General features: G+C 65.1%; 15 protein-coding genes and 3 pseudogenes. 9 read left to right on the top strand and 9 right to left on the bottom strand.

The features are described 5' to 3' along the window. Nucleotides 1-39: 39 nt before the first annotated feature. On the top strand, nucleotides 40-966 hold the full coding sequence (locus tag OO70_RS38100; RefSeq protein WP_043682137.1) for an alkaline phosphatase family protein: 927 nt from the start codon (nucleotides 40-42) through the stop codon (nucleotides 964-966). Nucleotides 967-1,032: 66 nt separating this feature from the next. Continuing rightward, nucleotides 1,033-2,052 (top strand): TolB family protein, encoded by a 1,020-nt coding sequence (locus tag OO70_RS38095; protein WP_043682135.1) that lies wholly within the window; start codon nucleotides 1,033-1,035, stop codon nucleotides 2,050-2,052. Nucleotides 2,053-2,100: 48 nt separating this feature from the next. Here OO70_RS38095 and OO70_RS38090 read toward each other — a convergent pair whose 3' ends face one another. Beyond that, nucleotides 2,101-2,469 carry a VOC family protein gene (locus tag OO70_RS38090; RefSeq protein ID WP_043682133.1) on the bottom strand — a complete coding sequence of 123 codons (369 nt, stop codon included), beginning with the start codon at nucleotides 2,467-2,469 and terminating at the stop codon, nucleotides 2,101-2,103. A 63-nt stretch (nucleotides 2,470-2,532) separates the two neighbouring features. On the opposite strand from OO70_RS38090, the gene OO70_RS38085 reads away from it, so the two are divergent. Next, nucleotides 2,533-2,991: a MarR family winged helix-turn-helix transcriptional regulator gene (locus OO70_RS38085; protein WP_043682130.1), complete on the top strand. Its 459-nt coding sequence runs from the start codon at nucleotides 2,533-2,535 to the stop codon at nucleotides 2,989-2,991. Between the two features lie 115 nt (nucleotides 2,992-3,106). Here the strand turns inward: OO70_RS38085 and OO70_RS57130 are convergent. After that, nucleotides 3,107-3,196 (bottom strand): annotated as a pseudogene (locus OO70_RS57130) (glutamine synthetase); the annotation flags it as partial. A gap of 391 nt (nucleotides 3,197-3,587) precedes the next feature. On the opposite strand from OO70_RS57130, the gene OO70_RS38080 reads away from it, so the two are divergent. Then, entirely contained in the window at nucleotides 3,588-4,100 is a 513-nt protein-coding gene (locus tag OO70_RS38080; protein ID WP_158711568.1) for a hypothetical protein, read from the top strand. Next, nucleotides 4,097-7,627: a tetratricopeptide repeat protein gene (locus OO70_RS38075; protein WP_051742012.1), complete on the top strand. Its 3,531-nt coding sequence runs from the start codon at nucleotides 4,097-4,099 to the stop codon at nucleotides 7,625-7,627. The genes OO70_RS38080 and OO70_RS38075 overlap by 4 nt, the downstream gene beginning before the upstream one ends. 1,684 nt (nucleotides 7,628-9,311) lie before the next feature. On the opposite strand, the gene OO70_RS54835 is transcribed toward OO70_RS38075, so the two are convergent. Then, on the bottom strand, nucleotides 9,312-9,935 hold the full coding sequence (locus OO70_RS54835; RefSeq protein WP_158711567.1) for a hypothetical protein: 624 nt from the start codon (nucleotides 9,933-9,935) through the stop codon (nucleotides 9,312-9,314). A 245-nt stretch (nucleotides 9,936-10,180) separates the two neighbouring features. Here OO70_RS54835 and OO70_RS56280 point away from each other — a divergent pair. Together OO70_RS56280 and OO70_RS38070 are read left to right on the top strand one after the other, a co-directional pair. Further along, nucleotides 10,181-10,444: pseudogene (locus tag OO70_RS56280) on the top strand (GntR family transcriptional regulator); the annotation flags it as partial. Nucleotides 10,445-10,564: 120 nt separating this feature from the next. Then, entirely contained in the window at nucleotides 10,565-11,131 is a 567-nt protein-coding gene (locus tag OO70_RS38070; protein ID WP_043682125.1) for an HD domain-containing protein, read from the top strand. Here OO70_RS38070 and OO70_RS38065 read toward each other — a convergent pair. The 4 genes and pseudogenes from OO70_RS38065 to OO70_RS38050 form a co-directional block, all read right to left on the bottom strand. Beyond that, nucleotides 11,119-11,592, bottom strand: coding sequence for an NUDIX domain-containing protein (locus tag OO70_RS38065; RefSeq protein ID WP_043682123.1), 474 nt, complete (start codon nucleotides 11,590-11,592; stop codon nucleotides 11,119-11,121). The two genes, OO70_RS38070 and OO70_RS38065, sit on opposite strands and share 13 nt — an antisense overlap. A gap of 2 nt (nucleotides 11,593-11,594) precedes the next feature. Then, nucleotides 11,595-12,353, bottom strand: coding sequence for an XRE family transcriptional regulator (locus OO70_RS38060; RefSeq protein WP_043682120.1), 759 nt, complete (start codon nucleotides 12,351-12,353; stop codon nucleotides 11,595-11,597). A 197-nt stretch (nucleotides 12,354-12,550) separates the two neighbouring features. Beyond that, a pseudogene (locus tag OO70_RS38055) lies at nucleotides 12,551-13,926 on the bottom strand (IS1380 family transposase). Between the two features lie 118 nt (nucleotides 13,927-14,044). After that, entirely contained in the window at nucleotides 14,045-14,485 is a 441-nt protein-coding gene (locus tag OO70_RS38050) for a hypothetical protein (RefSeq protein ID WP_158711566.1), read from the bottom strand. A gap of 262 nt (nucleotides 14,486-14,747) precedes the next feature. Here OO70_RS38050 and OO70_RS53000 point away from each other — a divergent pair, with 262 nt between their 5' ends. Both OO70_RS53000 and OO70_RS54830 read left to right on the top strand, forming a co-directional pair. After that, nucleotides 14,748-15,917 (top strand): restriction endonuclease, encoded by a 1,170-nt coding sequence (locus OO70_RS53000; RefSeq protein WP_199827493.1) that lies wholly within the window; start codon nucleotides 14,748-14,750, stop codon nucleotides 15,915-15,917. Between the two features lie 141 nt (nucleotides 15,918-16,058). Continuing rightward, nucleotides 16,059-16,655 carry a hypothetical protein gene (locus OO70_RS54830; RefSeq protein WP_158711565.1) on the top strand — a complete coding sequence of 199 codons (597 nt, stop codon included), beginning with the start codon at nucleotides 16,059-16,061 and terminating at the stop codon, nucleotides 16,653-16,655. A gap of 89 nt (nucleotides 16,656-16,744) precedes the next feature. Here OO70_RS54830 and OO70_RS38045 read toward each other — a convergent pair whose 3' ends face one another. After that, nucleotides 16,745-17,023 carry a hypothetical protein gene (locus tag OO70_RS38045; RefSeq protein WP_158711564.1) on the bottom strand — a complete coding sequence of 93 codons (279 nt, stop codon included), beginning with the start codon at nucleotides 17,021-17,023 and terminating at the stop codon, nucleotides 16,745-16,747. Nucleotides 17,024-17,581: 558 nt separating this feature from the next. Further along, the gene (gene glnA / locus OO70_RS38040; protein WP_043682384.1) at nucleotides 17,582-18,943 is read right to left on the bottom strand and encodes a type I glutamate--ammonia ligase; all 1,362 of its coding nucleotides are present in this window, start codon (nucleotides 18,941-18,943) and stop codon (nucleotides 17,582-17,584) included. Nucleotides 18,944-19,217: the final 274 nt, after the last annotated feature.

Raw genomic sequence — 19,217 nt, 5'->3', positions numbered from 1 at the left:
GCACCGTCACCCCCGTCCTCCCCCCACCCGGAGGTAGAAGTGTCCGGCAGTGAAGAAGTCTCCGGCAGTTCCAGCGGTTCCGTTGGTTCCGTATATCGCCGCAGCCGCGCCGTCGTGGCGTCCGCGCTCGCCTTCTCGGCAGCCGCCGTCGGGGTCTGGACCGGTTTCGGAGGCACCTCGACCGCGCACGCCGCGACCGGGGTGCCGACCCCGGACCACGTCGTCGTCGTGGTCATGGAGAACCACGCCTACAGCCAGGTGATCGGCTCCTCCAGTGCCCCCTACATCAACTCGCTCGCGTCCGGCGGCGCCGCCCTCACCCAGTCGTACGGGATCACCCACCCGAGCCAGCCGAACTACTTCGCCCTGTTCTCCGGCTCCACCCAGGGCATCACCAGCGACAGTTGCTACACGGCCGGCTTCTCCTCGGCCGCGAACCTCGCCTCCGAGGTGACGGCGGCGGGCGGCACATGGGCCAGCTACAACGAGACACTGCCGAGCCAGGGTTCGACCACGTGCAGCAGCGGCACCTACGCGCGCAAGCACAACCCGTGGTTCGGCTTCTCCAACGTCGCGACGTCGACCGCGAAGACCTTCGCGCAGTTCCCGACGGACTACACGACCCTCCCCGACATCTCCTTCGTCACCCCGAACCTGTGCAGCGACATGCACGACTGCTCGGTGGCGACCGGCGACACCTGGCTGAAGAACAACCTCGGCGCGTACGCCACTTGGGCAAAGACCCACAACAGCCTGCTCGTCGTCACGTTCGACGAGGACAACCTGCTCAGCGGCAACCGCATCCCGACGGTCCTCTACGGCCAGCCGGTGACCGCGGGCGCCACGTCCTCGACCACGTACAACCACTACAACCTGCTGCGGACCCTGGAGGACACCCAGGGCCTGTCCACCCACGCGGGCAACGCGGCGTCGGCCGCCGACATCACCGGAATCTGGGCGTCCTGAGGTGTACGGGGCGGACAGCCGCGCCGGTGCGGGTGCCGGTGCCGGGCCAGTTCCGGAGCCTGTCTCATGACCCTGCGCAACCGCATCCTGGTGCTCCTCGCCGCCGTCGCCGCACTCGCCGCGGTGGCGGTGGCCTCGGTCCTGCACGCGTCCGCACGCGCCGAGCGACGCAACGAGGCGCAGCCCGGCGGCCCGAAGATCACTACGGGCCAGGTCATGCTGACGACCCCTTCCCGGATGGTGTTCCGCAACATGGCATGGGGCCCGCACCGAGACGAACTGACCACGGTCCCGGCCGCCGACCCCTCCGGCCCCCGCACGGCCTCGGGCCTCAAGTGCCTCCGCTTCTACGCCAGTTCGGGCACGGGAGTCTGCCTCCAGGCGGTCCACGGCACGGTCACGGACACCTACCGCGCCCTGATCCTCGACGCCCACCTCAAGGAGACGGCCCACTACGACGTCCCCGGCATCCCCTCCCGCGCCCGCGTCTCCCCTACGGGGCACTACGCGGCCTGGACGGCATTCGTCGGCGGCGACTCGTACGCGGGCACGAACTTCTCGACGCGGGCGGCGATCGTGGACACCCGCACGGGCCGGTTGACCCCGACCCTGGAGTCGTTCCGCATCCTCAAGGACGGCCACGTCTACCACGCGGCGGACGTCAACTTCTGGGGCGTGACCTTCGCGGCGGACGACCGCACGTTCTACGCGACGCTGGCGACGAAGGGCAGGACGTACCTGGTCAGGGGCGACCTGCGCGCCCACACGGTCACCACCGTGCACACGAACGTGGAATGCCCGTCCCTGTCCCCCGACGGCACACGCATCGCCTTCAAGAAACGGGTACCGGGCCTCCCGAAGGACGCCCCCTGGCACCTCTACGTCCTCGACCTCCGCACGATGCGCGAAACGCCGCTGGCGGAGCCCCGGAGCGTGGACGACCAGGCGGTGTGGAGGGACGACCACACGATCGTCTACGCACTGCCGGGCGACTACGGAGCGGACCTGTACGAGGTACCGGCGGACGGCACGGGGAGGGCCCGGCGGATCAGTACGGCGGCGGTGTCGCCGGCGTACGTCAACTGAGGCGCGCGCTCGAAGGGGCGCGGGGGGGCGTCGGCAGCGTTCGGCTTGTCAGGCGCGGTCGTGGAGAGTGACGTGGTAGCCGTCGGGGTCGGCGAAGGTGAATGTCCGGCCGAACGGGCCGTCGATCGGTGCGGAGACGATCGTGTGACCGTCGGCGACGAGAGCATCGTGGATGGCCTGGACGTCGGTGGCATGGAGCCAGATCGCGGCACCGATGCCGGGCCGGGCGACGGATGCGAGATCGGTGCCGGGAACGACGTCACGGAGTGCGAACGCGATCGGCTTCGTCTCGAAGACGACGGCGTGCGGAGGTCCGGCCTGCGAACGGACGAGGCCGAGGTACTGCTCGTAGAACGCCTGCGAAGCGTCGAGGTCGCGTGCCTGGAGCGAGAGGAAGTCGGGGCCGGTGACGGGCATGATGAAGCTCCTTCTCTTCGTGTCAGCTTCCTGACACAGGCCAATGTATGTCAGAATGCTGACATGAGTCAAAACGGCGCCGGCATCGACCTGGACAAATCGCTGGGCTACCTGCTGAAAGAGGCCTCCAGCGCCCTGCGCGCAGCCATGGAGGAGGTGCTGCGGCCACTCGGGATGACCGTGACGCACTACTCCTGCCTCGAACTGCTGGCTCAACGGCCGGGCTTGTCGAACTCCGAGCTCGCGCGCGGCGCGTTCGTGACCCGGCAGTCGATGAACGTGCTGCTCCAGGCCCTGGAACGGGACGGCTACGTGACCAGGCCCGCGGCGGCGCCCGTCGGGAAGGTCCTTCCCGCACGGCTCACGCCTCGCGGCCGACGAAGCCTGGAGAAGGCGACCGTGGCGGTCCGGTCCGTCGAGGTCAGAATGCTGGCCGGCCTGACCGAGACCGAGCAGTCAGGCGCGTTCCGGATCCTGCAGAGCATGATTCATTCCCTGCGCGACGACAACGCCGGCGCATAGCCCGTTCCCCGACCACACCGATCTCCATGACGAACCCCCAAAACGTGATGGGGCCGACGGTCCATGACCGTCGGCCCCACCCACCGAATCAGCGGGAAACCTCGCTGACCTGCCCCTACAGCACCGGCAAGTTCTTCCGAAGCTCGAACGCCGTGACCTCGCTGCGGTACTCCTCCCACTCCTGGCGCTTGTTGCGCAGGAAGTGACGTCGGCTTGGAGCGATCTCGGACGACCGACGTCGATGCAGCGCTGGCCGTTGGCTGAGCAGTCGTCGTTGGTCGTCGTTGGTCGCCTTGGGCCGCCCTTCGACGGCCCACAGACGGCCCCGCTCATACGCAACGGCAGATCTACAGACCGCGCGAAGTTCGTCTCGCTACCTGCACACTTTCGCCTACGAGTATCCCACTGCCCCCCGAGTACCCCAGAGACTGCCCACGCGTTAGCTCCGTTCGCACCGCCGCCACTGCTGCTCGCCCACCAGCTATACGCTCGCGGGGCCGGTGATATGCCTGCCCCTCCTGCCATTCTGGGTCCAGGTGGGCGTAGTAGGCGGGAACCGGGCACCCACACCTGGTCGTATATCAGGCAAATACGCCGTGTCCGCACCGATTGAGCGCTACGGTCTCTGTCCGACCACATGCAACGAGGCACAGCAGGGGGACGGGATGTTGCCTGAGGCGTTCACGGCATTGGCCGCGGCAGGGGGCGCTGCGGTGGTACAGGCGGCGGGCACCGATGCATGGGAAGGACTGCGCAACCGGCTGGCGCAATGGTTCGGACGCGGCGATCCGGAGCGTGAACGCGGCGAGCTGGAGCGGCTCGACCGTAGCGCTGCCGATCTTGCCGACGCCGATCCCGGCACAACCGAGCGGATCAGGTCACGGCAGGAGTCCGTCTGGCAGACCCGCATCGAAACCCTGCTCGAAGGCCTGGACGATGATGAGCAGCGCGCCCAGGCCACCGACGCCCTAAAGCGATTGCTGGAGGAGGCCGCACCAGCCGCTTCCGGTGAGATCGGGCTGGTATCCGGCAACACCTTCAACGGAGACACCGCCGTCCAGGCTGGTAATCGCAACCAGCAGTATGTCCGCTTCGACCCTCAGTCATGACCAACTCCGGCGCCGTCCCGCCCGACAAGCCCGATGTCCGCGACAATACGTTCAACGGACCCACCGCCATCCAGGTCGGCCCAAACACCACTCAGCGTGTTCAGTTCATCTACCAGTGGAAGCCCGCTTACCGGGTTGAGGGCTTTCCCGCCCAGCCGCGGCCGGTCTTTGCCCGAACGCTGGCGCAGCAGCCCTCCCGGCTGCTTCGTGCGGCGCATCAGGTGGTGCCCTTCAGCGGCCGCCGTCACGACCTCGACAAACTGGCCCGCTGGCGTGACGATCCAGAGCCGGGGCTGTCCATCCGGTTGGTAAATGGCCCCGGCGGGCAAGGCAAGACCCGACTCGCCAGCCACTTCGTCGGCCTGAGCGACGCAGAGGGATGGACGGTGTGGCAAGCAACCATCAATGAGACCGGCACCGACCCCATCGCCACCAGCCCGCCACCCAAGACTGGAACCGGCGTCTTGCTGGTAATCGACTACGCCGAACGGTGGCCCATACCCGACCTGCACAAACTCCTGCAGGAACCGCTCTTACACGGCGCCGGTCTTCCCGTGCGCATCCTGTTGCTGGCCCGCCCCGCAGGTATCTGGTGGGAGAGCCTAGAAACCTGGATCAGTGACACGCTCGACGCCCTGACCGTGGCTCATCCCCTGCTGCCGCTGGCCTCCGACCCAACCGCACGCGCCCACTCATTCCGCCAGGCTCGCGACCGCTTCGCCGACTACCTCGGTCTGGCCTCTGGCCACGCCAGTCGTATCGACCCGCCCCCAGACTTGGGCACCAACGAGGACTATGCCCAGATCCTGACCATTCACATCGCCGCCCTCGCTGCCGTCGATGCTCACCTGCACCACGAAGGCGCCCCCACCAACCCCGCACGTGCCAGCGCCTACCTCCTCAAGCGCGAACGCCTCCATTGGAGTGCCCTGCATCAGCGCCCGGCCCAGCAGCTATCCACATCCCCGGAGGCAATGGGCCGCACCGTACTGACTGCCACCCTTACGCGCCCCTTGGCCCGAGCCCACGGCCAGACCGCCCTCAGATGGATCGGGCTCGCCGACTCCACCGCCGATGCCAACACCATCCTGGACGATCACCGTTACTGCTATCCCCCGCCCCACGCCGAACCAGCCCACACCGTCACCGTGTTGGAACCGCTCTATCCTGACCGCCTCGGTGAGGACTTCCTCGGCCTGATCACCCCGGCCAGCCCGAATGACACCGGCATGTCCCACCCAGTGCCCGGGGCCATAACCGACGACTGGGCCCACCAGGCCGCCGAGCGCCTCCTTTTCAACCCCACAGACTCCAACTCGGTCGCACCTTGGACCCGCGACGCCCTGACTATCCTGATCGAAACCGCCCGCCGCTGGCCCCACATCGCCACCGGCCAGCTCTACCCCCTACTCAGGAGACATCCCGAACTCGCCCTCCATGCCGGTAGTACCGCGCTGGCCACCCTGGCCAGCCTCAAAACCATCGACCCCACCATCCTGGAAGCCATCGAGCCGCACCTCCCTCCAGGCCGACACACCGACCTGGACGTCGGCATCGCGGCCATCACCGCGCGTCTGGCCCGTCACCGCCTTGCCGCCACGGACGACCCCGCCACTTGCGGTCGCATCCGCGACAGACTCGCGATACGCCAGTCCCACGCCGGACTTCGCGATGAAGCCGTTACCACCGGTGAAGCGGCTCTTCGGGCCTGGCGCGACCTCACCCGCGCCAACCCCGCCAACGAACCCGACCTCGCCGCCTCACTGACCAACCTCGGCGGTTCCCTGTCGGCGGTGGGGCGGCACGACGAAGCCCTCACCACCACCGAAGAGGCCGTCGACACCTACCGTCGGCTGGCGGCGAGAAACCCAGCCGCCCACCAATCCAACCTCGCCGCCTCGCTGATCAACCTCGGCGTTCACCTATCGGCGGTGGGGCGGTACGACGAAGCCCTCACCACCGCCCAAGAGGCCGTCGACACCTACCGTCGGCTGGCGGCGAGAAACCCAGCCGCCCACCAATCCAACTTCGCCTCCGCGCTGATCAACCTCGGTAACTGGCTTTCGGCAGTGGGGCGGGAGGAAGACGCTCTCATCGCTACCCAGGAGGCTGTGCGGATCCGGCGTCGGCTGACGGCGAGCAACCCCGCCGCCCACGAACCCGACCTCGCCGGCTCGCTTAACAACCTCGGCAACCGGCTGTCGGCGGTGGGACGAAGGGAGGACGCTCTCACCGCCGCCGAGGAATCGGTGCAGATTCAACGTCGGCTGACGGCGATCAACCCAGCCGCCCACGAACCCGACCTCGGCGAGTCGCTGACCAACATGGGCAACCTGCTGGCGATGGTGGGACGACTGGGGCAAGCCCTCACGACCAGCGAGGAGGCTGTGCAGATCCGGCGTCGGTTGGCGGCGAGCAACCCAGCCGCCCACGAACCCGACCTCGCCGCCTCGCTGTCCAACCTCGGCTTACGGCTAGCTGAGATGGGACGGCGGGAGCAAGCCCTCGCCGCCGAACAGGGGGCACTAGACATCCGGCGTCGGCTGGCGGCGAGAAACCCAGCCACCCACGAACGCACCCTCGCCGCCTCGCTAACCAACCTCGGCGCTCTCCTGTCGGCGGTGGGACGAAGGGAGGACGCTCTCAACGCCGCCGAGGAATCGGTGCGGATCCGGCGTCGGCTGACAGCCAGCAACCCCGCCGCCCACGAAGACGACCTCGCCGCCTCGCTGAACAACCTCGGCATACGGCTATGGAAAGTCGGGCGGAGGGAGGAGGCTCTCACCGCCACCGAGGAATCGGTGCGGATCCGGCGTCGGCTGACGGCGAGCACCCCCGCCGCCCACGAACCCGACCTCGCCGACTCCCTGACCAACCTCGGTGCTTTCCTGGCGCAGGTGGGAAGGCACGAGGAAGCCCTCACCACCGGCGAAGAGGCTGTCGACGTCTACCATCGGCTGGCGGCGATCAACCCAGGCGCCCACGAACACGACGTCGCCGACTCCCTGACCAACCTCGGTGCTTTCCTGGCGCAGGTGGGAAGGCACGAGGAAGCCCTCACCACCGGCGAAGAGGCGGTGCGGATCCGGCGTCGGCTGACGGCGAGCACCCCCGCCGCCCACGAACCCGACCTCGCTGGCTCCCTGAACAACCTCGGTGCTTTCCTGGCGCAGGTGGGAAGGCACGAGGAAGCCCTCACCGCCACCGAAGAGGCGGTGCGGATCCGGCGTCGGCTGACGGCGAGCACCCCCGCCGCCCACGAACCCGACCTCGCCGACTCCCTGACCGGTTGGGCAAGGCGTTGTGCCGTGCAGCAGGATCTGCCTGGGGCGCTTCGGGCAACGGGGGAAGCAGTTGAGATCTACCGCAAGCTCATGACAGTCGCACCTGCACGGTTTCTTTCACCGCTGCGCTCTGCGTTGAGCCTGCAGGAAGACGTACTTCTGAAGCTCGGACGCGTGCAGGAGGCTCAAGAAATCTCAGCATGGCTCACTGTGAATGCCTCTCTTCCTGGTTCGCTGAAATAACAGCCCATCACCAGGCATGGACGACACCGACATGTCGCAGACCGGGGGGGGTACCGTCGGTCACACGCATCTCGGCGACGCCATGCACTTGAGCAGCGAAGCGGCCGCCGGTCCCAACGCTGGGCGGGACTAGGAACACTCCCTGCCCATGTGCCCAGCCTTGGCGACTCGCCAACCGGCGCATACGCGGCGTCGACGAGTACGCCAACACCGCCAGACGCGGAGGTTTGACAGGCAGATTTACAGCGGGCTGACTCATCCGCTGCTGACCAGCCACTTCTCCTTCGTCAACTCAACTCGGGGGGCCTGGAAGATGCCTCCCGTGCGATCATCCGCTGACGCCGAGCGGGCACCCGGCGGCTGCGGTAGGTCGGCAACACGGAGCTGCGCATGCCGTACACGGACACCCACACACCGAGAATCGACGGCAGTCGCCTGCTTCCCTGACCAAGAGGCCGACTTCACCCGTTACTTCCAATCCGACCCGAAGCTCAAGGCACGACTGTCATGATCTGACGGTGATAGCGGCGACGCGACGGCAAGTGCGGCGGAAGCGCCGCGAAGCAGGGGACAAGGTCATCGAGAGCCTGGAGAGCGACCTTCTCACCCTGAGGGCGCCACGCCCTTCCCTGCGGGTCAGAGTAGCCCTGCGGACCTGCACACTGGGAAGAATTACAGTCCCACTCATATCGATCGGATGGGCCTTCTTCGCTTCCACGTGGTGCGACGCATTGATACACGAGATAGCCACAGGGGACATGCGTGATACGTACTCGAATTTCACCAATGAACCCCGCCGCGACTGGGAATCAGTTCGTGGCAGTCATTTCAACGACGCGATTGGCAGCCTAGTTCCACCCACTATATTGGCAATTGCTATCGCCTTGTTTTTTACCATCTTCCTTCTGGCGCCACCCTTTTTCGCTTTTGAAACAATCATGGGACTGAGATGGTCGCTCTCTAGGACGACACGCATGCGACGCCGATACGACGTAGCAAATTGCGCAGCACGAGCAATTTCCGCATGCGCCAAGGCTCACGCGACCAATTGGAGAAATCGACCTCGCACCCTGCTTCACCTAGCGGAAGCGTTGAGACCAGTGGAGGCCGCCATCATGAGGCTGCGCCGCACTAGCGGACACTTGCCTGCGCGATCACATCGAAACCATCAACTGAGGCTTCACGCTGGCCTTGTTGTAGCCGCTCTCCGCTCGGCCGAGGCTCGCATAGACAGCGAAGCTGACGCTGCCTTGATCGAACTGGCGCACCTACTCGTGAAAATATCAGAGAGAGCCACTGACGGACGAATTGGCGCACTTCTCGATCCTGAAAATATAGACGAGAACCTTACGCCGGCACGCGATTGGGAACCTTTTCGGCTCGCAACAGCCGCAATCCTAGTAGCCGCATCTGGCGTGGGGGTTGGGCTTCTCAACCTCCCCGAGGGCGCCGACACTTATGTTATCGGAGGGTGCGGCGTTGCTATCCTCACTCTTCTTTACGGGCGCAGAGCGCACCAATTCATTGATATATTGAGCAAAATTCGCGGTGGTTGAGTTCCCATCTACCCAAGCCGCTTGAGGCAAGAATACTGATTTACTCGGCAGTCCGAGTTGCCCCCCCCAAGGCGGGAGAGCTTCCTTGCTCAGTCCAGCATCCCCAAGGCCGTCGCTTGCAGGGAACATCACGAGGACCTCGGCTCGCACACCTTCTCGTCTTTGCCATTTCGAATTACTTCTACAGGATCCGATCGCTTGCCGGGTAGGTCCGCATACTCGATCCGCCACCTCGCCTCTCCGGGGGCGGGAGTTACCTTCTTATCGTAGTCAGTCACATTGACGGCCGAATTTACTACTATCGAATTAACCTCGTCGGACAGAAGGATTGCGAACAGCCGGTAATGGTAATTGATCCGTGTAGCACCCCCGACGTTGACCTGGACGGCCTTCCACTGGCCACTCCCCCTCATGCTCGTTTGTACAGCCTCACCCTTGCCCACGAGAGTGATGCGCTTCTCCCCTTCTGCGCTTGATCCAGTCATGAGAGCGACCCAGAGGTGTTTTCCTTTCGGGATGATTCCATGACCCGAAACGAATTCGACACAGCGAGGGATGGTTGAGCTATCTTTAGGTGTATCGAGCGTAATCGATCTATCCGGCTTACCCGTCTCGGGGAAAAGGGTCTGCCAATTTACTGCGAGCGTGCTACCCCCCAACAGGACAGCGACTACCGCCGTGGTCACCTTGCGGACGGCAGTTCCCGTCAGGAACCGCCATACATCCCGTATCCGCTGCTGGAAGCTTGACATGTCGCAAAGCATGGCGGTTTACGGTGATCGACAAACTCTCGCATCTTGCGCTGTGACAGTCTCGTGACACTCGGCAACAAGCGGAGCTCGAAGAGTGGTTGGGGCCCATCGCACCTCCGCGCCGACATGGGAAGATTGAAACCGGCGAACAGAGGTGGGAGCGGGTGTCTCAACAGTCCAGTCCACGGGGGACCTTCCTGAAGGTCGCGGACGCAGTGAAGGCTCGAATCTTGGCTGACCCAGACATGGCGGAGCTTCGGTCTCTGGCTGAGGTCATGCGCGACCACAAGGTCTCACGTGGGGTCGCCCTTCGTGCGTTCGGCGTACTACGGCAGGAAGGTCTGGCCGAGCCAGCGCCGGGCGAACGGTGGCGCGTCGTGCGCGCAGGTGCACCAATCGACCGGCGTCCGCTTGAACAGCAGATCGCAGACATCATCACGGCTGACGGGCTTGAACCGGGGGCAGCGTTCCCGAGTGCCTCCTCGCTGGCCGAACAGTTCGGGGTCTCGCGTCCCACGGTGACCAAAGCGCTGGAGAAGTTGGAGACCGCCGGCGTGCTGGCGGGGGGGGAGGACAAGGCAGGGTGCGGACCGTCCGCGCTGTGCCAACGCGAGAGGAGCGTTTGTAGGTTGCCGACGTTGACGGAGTGGGCCTATCCCCTGGCTGAGTCCCTGCTCGCCGAGCCGCTGCCCCGGCGCTGGGAGCACTGCCTGGGAGTTGCCGAGAGGGCACGTACGATCGCCCTCATTCTTGGCCAGAACGCGGACCTGTTGGAGGCCGCAGCGGTGCTGCACGACATCGGCTACGCGCCGAAGTTGGCCAAGACGGGCTTTCACCCGCTGGACGGTGCGCGCTACCTCCGGGAGGTGGCCGACGCAGATGCGCGGGTCATCAACCTGGTCGCCCATCACTCCTGTTCCTGGCTGGAGGCCGATGCGCGCGGCCTGCGTGAGGAGTTGGAGGGCGAGTTCCCGCGCGAGAGTGCGGACCTGAACGACGCGCTCTGCTACTGCGACATGAACACCACACCGGACGGGATTCCCACGAACCCGATCGACCGAATCAACGAGATCACCGGACGGTACGGGCCGGACAGTCTGATCGGTAAGTTCATCCGGCGGGCCGAACCCGAGATCCTCGGCTGCACGTCTCGCGTCTTCGAACGCGTCGCCGCCGCGAAGCGTCAGCCGATGTAGGGAGCGGTACGCGTTTGGTCCATGGCGTGCTCGATACGGAGCCGCATCGTGGGGTGGACGTCCAGCTCCCGCAGGTCCGTTGGGTCAGCCCAACGGACCTGCGTCGTCTCGTTGCTCGTACGCAGCTCGCCGCCGACAGGCCGCGCCCGGAAGCAGATGCTGAACTGCTGGCGGATCTCTCCATCGTCGTACTGCATGACGTGCCCAGGGTCTGTGTAGATGCCGGACAGGTCGAGGACTTCGGCCTTGATCCCCGTCTCTTCCCAGACCTCACGGATCACCGTGTCACTAATCGACTCGCCGACGTCGTGGCCACCGCCGGGTAGCGCCCAACGTCCGTTGTCGGAGCGCTGAATCATGAGCACCTGACCCGCGTCGTTCTGGACGAACGCCACGACCGAGGGCACAACCGAGTTGGCCGGCGGGGCGTCCGGATCGTGCAAGTAGTCGATGCGTCCCATGCTCAAGCTCCCGCGATGTCGTGTTCGGTCACTGGCCTCGCGCCTTCCCAGGTCTGCTGAACGCTATTGGCGAAAGTGTCGAACAGACCGCCTCCGGGGAGCCTCCGCAGGTGAAACACGGGCGCCATGTAGGCGCCGATGCCGTACACGTGCGTGTTGGCCAACATCTCGTCATCAGCGCAGTAGATCGAGTTGTAGAGCACGGTGTCGTGCAGGCGGAAAGCAATCTCGGGGTGGCTGGTGAACAGCGGGCGGTAGTTGACCAGCGCATTGCGGATCTTGCCGCCCATGATGCGATGCCCTTCATCGACGCCACGTCGTATGACGGCTTCGCACTCTGGATCGCCCATGAGTACTCGGATGCGGACGCCGCTCTCAGCCTTCTCCTTCAGCGTCGGGAAGAAGCGAGGATCCTCGGCCAGGTAAATGCCGGCGTACACGAGGATGTCGATGCGCTCCGTGGCGCGCTCACACATCTCGCGCCATAGGTCCGACGGCACCGTGTGACGATGCGGGTAGACAGTGACGATCTCGGCCTTCGACAGATCCGCTGCACTCTCGGCATTGCGGTCGTCGTCCCACAGCATCGTCACGTCGACCTTGAGCGCTGCCGCCGTTGCGTACTGATGCCGCCGGTACGGCGGTTTGCCTTGCGTGATCCAGCGCTCAACGGTCTTCGGGTTGACCTTGATCTCCTCAGCGAGGCTCTGGACGGTCATGCCTCGCGCCAACAGGGCTGATCGCAAACGATCGTTGGACATCCGTCCCCTCCGTTGGACATCTAGCCTCGATCTTGCATGAGCCCTCGTTGGACGTTGACGGGGGCTTTTTGCTTGCCGGGTATCAGGTCGTTCTGGGGATGGGCAGGCCAGTGACCCGCCTGTCGTGGCGGGCGGGCGCCGGGTTCCACGGGTCCGGAGGCATTCGGGTGCTTGTCGGGATGGGCTGGTCCTGCTGGTCAGTCGGGGTTCGGTAGGGCTTGCAACCGGGTGACGGCGCTGGTGATCGTGCTGGTCCAGGGCCAGTGGCGATCGAGGCGGAGGATGTGCCGACGGCCGGTGGTGACGAGGCGGGCGGCTGCTGAGAACAGTCTGAGGCGGAGCTTTTTGGGTTCCCAGCGGCGGGCTTGGCCGGTCAGGGCGAGCATCGGCATCCAGCGAGCAGGTCCAGGGCGAGCTGGACGATCTCCAGCCAGAGCTGGTTGCTCGCCGTGTGGCGCAGGGGAAGGTTACGCAGTCCGGTGGAGCGGGCGGCACGGATGCGGTCCTCGGCTCGGGCGCGCTGGCGGTGCCGCAGTTCCAGGGCGGCGATCGTGGCGCCGGTGGTGTTGGTCGCGAAGCACGTCAAACGCATGCCGTCGGCATCGGTGAACCGCAACTGCGCACCGGGGTGCGGGCGTTCTTTGCGGACGATAAGCCCCATCCCGTTCGGCCAGGCCTTCAGAACGTCACCGGCCAGCTCGGCGACCCAGGCACCGTCGCGGACCTGGTCGTCGGGTTGGACAGCCGGGCACCAGGCCGAGTCCGGGACCTGCAGCACGGCGTGATGGACGGCGTCGGTGATGGTCATCCCGACCGAATAGGACAGCCACCGGCCTCGCGCGGTGAGCCAGTTCAGGAACTCGTGGGTGCCGCCTGCGGAATCGGTTCGGATCAGGGTCGAGCGGCCCCGGCGGTACTGCTTGGGCAGTTGGGCCAGCGCCAGCTTCGTGGTGGTGATGTGGTCGGCCGCGGTATTGCTGCCCGCATTGCCGGGCCGCAGCAAGGCGGCCACCGGCTCCCCGGACCCGTCCGGGCCGTGGTCGACGAACGCGACCAGCGGATGATGCCCGAAGGTACGCTTCCACGTCGCGGTCGCGTCCTGCTTCTCGGAGTGTGCCAGGACCAGCACCCCGTCGACGTCCACGATCACTTGCCCGTTCGCGCCGGGGGCATCGACGCCGGCCAACCCCCACACCCGCTCGCGGACTTCGGCCCTGGCCCGGCGGATTGCGGTCAGCGCGCGGGGACCGGCCCCGGCCAGGGTGTGCACGAGTCTGGAGACGGTGGGATCGGAGGCCACCTGCCCGAACAGGCCGGGTTCGGCCCGCAGTACAGCCACGTCCGCCAGGCAGTCCCCGCCCATCGCCACCGCCAGCGCGAGGTCCAGCAGCACCTTGTCCGGGTTGTGCACCGCCCGGGACTTGCGCCACGGCGCCAGCGCCGCCGATATCGCCGTGTCCAGTCCCGTCTTGCGGAGCGTTTCCACCAGCAGTACCCCACCAGCATGCGAGACCACCCCGCCCCCGTTGCCCTGGACGCGGACAAGAGGGTACGACCCGATACGCTTGCTCACCTGGAGAGTGCTACTTCCGTGCAGCTGACAGGACCCTAAACAAGTCCCATCGTTGCAGTTCAGCGGCACTCTCCATCTATTTGATCAAGGGTCGGACAACCCCGGTCCCGGCAGCGTGTCACTCGGTATGACTCCTGGGCTCCGGCGACCAGGACAGCGGCAACGGGATCTCCTCGTCGTGGTCGATCAGCAGCGGGAAGCGGTCGTGCCACCACCTGCCCTGCGTCGGCGACCGGCTGGTCTGAGGGCCCTGCGGTTTGATCAGCCCTGTCGCCGCGAGATACCGGGCATCCCACCTCTCAATCACGGGCTGACACAGCGCCCGCAGCGTGGGAGTGAGCAGAGGCAGTGCCTCGTCCAGCCAATCACGGCAGCTGAGACCGCTGTGGTATTCCCAGATCCATGTCGTATCGAAGCCTGCCTCAACGCCGACGACGAAGTCCTGCCAGGACCTCATCTGACGGAAGAGAGTAGGGGAGCAACCGAACGAGCCTGCAAGCAGCCGTTGGGCACGATCGGCGGACGCATAGTCCTCGGCCCTGAGTAGAGAGACGTCCACACTGCGCAGCGTTGCAGACGCATCCCCCCGCGTCACGGCGTTTCATCTTGTCCACCATCGGCTTACTCTGCACCCACGAGGTGCAGAGTAAGAAACGACGGCCACCGGAAAGCAGCAGCGCATCGTGCCTGGTGAGCGGTAGACGTCAGCCCCTCAGCTACAAACGTCCTGCACCCCTCGTGAAAGCCCGAGGCTAGGGTCTGCTGAGCTGGTCATCCGCGGCTCGGCGTCCCTGATGCGGAGACTTGTGTCAGCCTGAAGTGTGGACCTCGAAGAGTTGCTGAGCATCATGGACCGCGCTGCCGCCAACTTGGCCAAGCTAGAAGCCGTGTGGGCGCGTGCGTCGGCCTTCGTCCCCAATAGCCCCGCACGGGGATCCAACCCCGAATACGATGATCACTGCCGAGCGTGGACTGACCTTCTCCCGGGCCTGCCGCGGATTGACGGTTGGACAATCACCGACCAGCTACCCGACATTGACGAAATGGGTCAGAGTTTTATCGACTACGCCGACATTGGCGAGCTTCCGGTAGCTGTTTGGGAAGCTGGCGAGAAGCCAGCCAAAGACCTTGCCGATTACAGGTATCGTCTACATCGGGCTCGGCGGAAGGCAGTCGCAGGACGATTGCAGCAACTTCAGGCGCAAGTGGAAGTAGCACTGCCAAACATTATTCAAGATGTTCCACGCGCATCTCGGGAACGACTCGCCGACCCTTCGGTCAAAATCGTCACGTCTGCGGTGAGCGAGATTGAGAGGCTCCTGGGGGATACAGCGGAGAGGAAAGGGCGCTGGGCAGACCTTCACCGGCATATTTCCTTCGGCGAGGGCCATGACTGGCACGATATCGCGGAGTTTGATTGGCCCAGCATCCAACCCGATATCGACAGCGGCTCCTTGTCCGATTCTGATCCACTCCCTGTGCCGGACCTAGATCTTGGAAGCGCAGCAGCCGGAAGCCTGACGGGTAAAGCTACGATTGCTCTACCCTGGGACCGTCTGAATGATGACAAGTTCGAAAGACTTCTATACGACCTCCTGCGCGACTTTGCCGAACACGAGAACGTTCAGTGGTTGATGCACACGCGTGCACCCGATCGTGGACGTGATCTATCTTTGGACCGCGTCATCAGAGATAGCACTGGCGGTGTGCGAAGCGAGCGGGTCATCGTCCAAGCCAAGCACTGGCAGAAGAGATCGGTGGACATGCCTGCCGTGGCGGCGACCGTCGCAGCCGTGAAGTTGTGGGAGCCGCCCCTCGTGCGCGGACTCGTTATAGCAACCTCCGGACGCTTCACCGCCGATGCAGTTGCCTGGGCGGAGCAACACAACGAGAGTGGCTCCGCTCCGCACATAGAGTTGTGGCCCGACAGCCGCTTGGAAAGCATGCTGGCGCAGAAGCCGCACCTTGCGGCAGCCCATGGTCTGCGTTGACCTGCCTGCCGCTGGCAGCGGCGGACAAGCGGGTAGTGGCAGCTACGGGCCACCCATAGGGAAGGTCGCGTAACCGGATCCAGGCCGATCCAGGGAAGCAGCGAGCCTGAGAATTCCCAGCATTCCACCAAGGGGGGGGAATTGATTCACAATCATCTGGCAGCGGCAGCGCAGGGAAAGAGTACCGACTGGCGAATTTCGCTAGCAGTTGCAGCCGTTCCGGCATTGGCAGCCATTATGGCCGCTATCATTTCAGCCCACTCAGCGAGGAGCGCGAAGAAGTCGGAGATTGCCGCTCAGCATCTTAGAGATCTCGAAGCGAGAATCTCGGAAAAAAAGTACGAAGTATACAAACCCATGATCAACCTCCTTAAGGACATTCTAGACCAGCACTCAATGCCGGAGGATGAATTCAAGAGTCGAATCTCGGAATTCTCGGCATGGGTTACGATCTTCGGTTCGGATGGGGCGGTTAGGGCATTCCATCATTTCATGCAGTCGGCGTACGCGGGTAACACGCCTCCTATCATCTTGATGAAACTCTATGCCGAATTTGTGCTATCTGCCCGTCGGGATTTGGGGTATCCAGATACGACTATCGACGCCAGGCACTTCCTTGGTATGCGTATCAGCGACCTATACACTGACGAATCGTTCTCCAAGGTCGACTTGCCGCTAGCTGATCTTTGTAGCGAAGTCAGCTGGACACCTCCCTGGGAGCAGGCGCCAGCTCCGTGATCTCGGTATCCACGGTTCCGTTAACGAGAACCGTAGGGCGGCGGAGTCTTAATGGCCGAGTCAAGGGCCTCTGCTGGGCCGTTGTGCTGTCAGGCGTCGAGGTCGGCGGCCTCTTCGAGTAGGTCCATGGCGTGGTTGTGGAAGCGGCGTTCGGCGTCGCGGCAGGGGGCGTTGAAGAATGCTCGTTGGGTTTCGGCAAGATCGCAGCTCAGCAGGCCCATGGCCACGAATACCGCTTCCACGCCGTGGCACCCGTTGTCCTTGAGAAACTGTTGGAGCGCGTTCCTGTCGCCGGTTGCCTGCCAGATGGGCCGGGCGGTTTCCTGCATGGCGGCGATGCGCACTGATCGTTCTGCGCCGAAGCCCACTGAACCCACCTTCCTGCTTTGGCCCGCAGGCTATCGCCAGGTGGGCGGGATGTGCTGGCCCGTTTAATCGGCTTGGGCAGCGACCGGCCGGTGCCGCGCTTGGCGCGGCCCTCGGTTTGATCCGACCTGCCGGTGTCGGCAACCGGGTGGAGAGAGGTACGGCGTGTCCTCTGAAGCGAGAGCGTTGGGGTCTAGCTGCTGTTGATCTTTTGACCGGATCGTGGTGGCGGTGGCGGTGGCATGCGGGCCAGAGCGGCCGTTGATGTGCTTGGGCAGATCATGCAGCCCGAAGATCGACAAGCGTCATCGGCCACCGGACGAGCGAGCCTTGATCGTTGTAGGGAAAGTTGAGTGTCCTGCCGTCGTCGAGAACGCTATTCAGTTCACCGATACACCGAGCCAACCCTGATGACGGGCGCCGAGGGCAGCCACAGCGCGTCGGGGATTCGTTCGGACGGCCCAGAGACGGCCCAGGGCCCACGAGACGCAGTGGGGCTGACGGTCCGCGACCGTCAGCCCCACTCGCCGAAAAGGCAGGAAACCTGCTCCAACCTGCGCCTACAGCACCGGCAGGTTCTTCCGCAGCTCGAACGCCGTGACCTCGCTGCGGTACTCCTCCCACTCCTGGCGCTTGTTGCGCAGGAAGAAGTCGAAGACGTGCTCGCCCAGTGTCTCGGCGACGAGGTCGCTGCGCTCCATCAGGGTGAGGGCCTCGCCCAGGTTCTGGGGCAGCGGCTCGATGCCCATCGCGCGGCGTTCCGCGTCGGAGAGGGCCCAGACGTCGTCCTCGGCGCCCGGGGGGAGTTCGTAGCCCTCTTCGATGCCCTTGAGGCCCGAGGCCAGGAGGAGGGCGTAGGCCAGGTACGGGTTCGCGCCCGAGTCCAGGGAGCGGACCTCGACGCGCGCGGAGCCGGTCTTGCCAGGCTTGTACATCGGGACGCGGACCAGGGCGCTGCGGTTGTTGTGGCCCCAGCAGATGTACGAGGGGGCCTCGCCGCCGGCGCCGGCCGTGCGCTCGGAGCCGCCCCAGATGCGCTTGTAGGAGTTGACCCACTGGTTCGTGACGGCGGAGACCTCCGCCGCGTGCTTCAGCAGGCCCGCGATGAAGGAGCGGCCGACCTTCGAGAGCTGGTACTCCGAGCCGGACTCGTAGAAGGCGTTGCGGTCGCCCTCGAAGAGGGAGAGGTGCGTGTGCATGCCGCTGCCCGGGTGTTCCGAGAACGGCTTCGGCATGAATGTCGCCTGTACGCCCTGCTCCAGCGCCACCTGCTTCATGACCAGGCGGAACGTCATGATGTTGTCCGCCGTGGAGAGCGCGTCCGCGTAGCGGAGGTCGATCTCCTGCTGGCCCGGGGCGCCCTCGTGGTGGGAGAACTCGACCGAGATGCCCATCGACTCCAGCATGGTGATCGCCTGGCGGCGGAAGTCCATGCCCACGTTCTGCGGGGTGTGGTCGAAGTAGCCGGAGTTGTCGGCGGGGGTGGGGCGGGAGCCGTCCAGGGGGCGGTCCTTCAGGAGGAAGAACTCGATCTCCGGGTGGGTGTAGAAGGTGAAGCCCAGGTCGGAGGTCTTGGCGAGGGCTCGCTTCAGCACGTACCGCGGATCCGCGAAGGACGGGGAGCCGTCCGGCATGAGGATGTCGCAGAACATGCGGGCCGTACCGGGGGCCTCCGCGCGCCACGGCAGGACCTGGAAGGTGGAGGGGTCCGGCTTGGCGATCATGTCGGACTCGTAGACCCGGGCGAAGCCCTCGATCGCGGAGCCGTCGAAGCCGATGCCCTCGTCGAAGGCCTGTTCCAGCTCGGCGGGGGCCACGGCGACGGACTTGAGGAAGCCCAGCACGTCCGTGAACCACAGCCGTACGAACCGGATGTCGCGCTCCTCCAACGTCCGGAGCACGAACTCCTGCTGCTTGTCCATCTTCCGCTTCCCCATCCTTGCTGGTCAGGCCGCCTGTCCTCGTACCGCAGGAGGCGGTCGGGCACCTGAGCATCCCACCACAACACCATTTCGTGCGCGTTGCCGACCTTGATCGGCCGGCCGTCCTCGGGCTGAACGGCTCACGAACGGCAGGTGTCCCGCGCTGATGCCCGCGTGATGCCCATCTGCTGACCATCTTGCCTGCTCGGACTGACATTCGTAATGCCTGACCGGGGGGTATCCCGCTCTTCTGCGGTCTTTGCTGTGGGCGCCC

The sequence above is a fragment of the Streptomyces xylophagus genome (assembly GCF_000716435.1).
Lineage (GTDB): Bacteria > Actinomycetota > Actinomycetes > Streptomycetales > Streptomycetaceae > Streptomyces > Streptomyces xylophagus.
The sequence above is the reverse complement of the archived record's forward strand: the minus strand, read 5'-3'. Positions and strand labels throughout refer to the sequence as shown.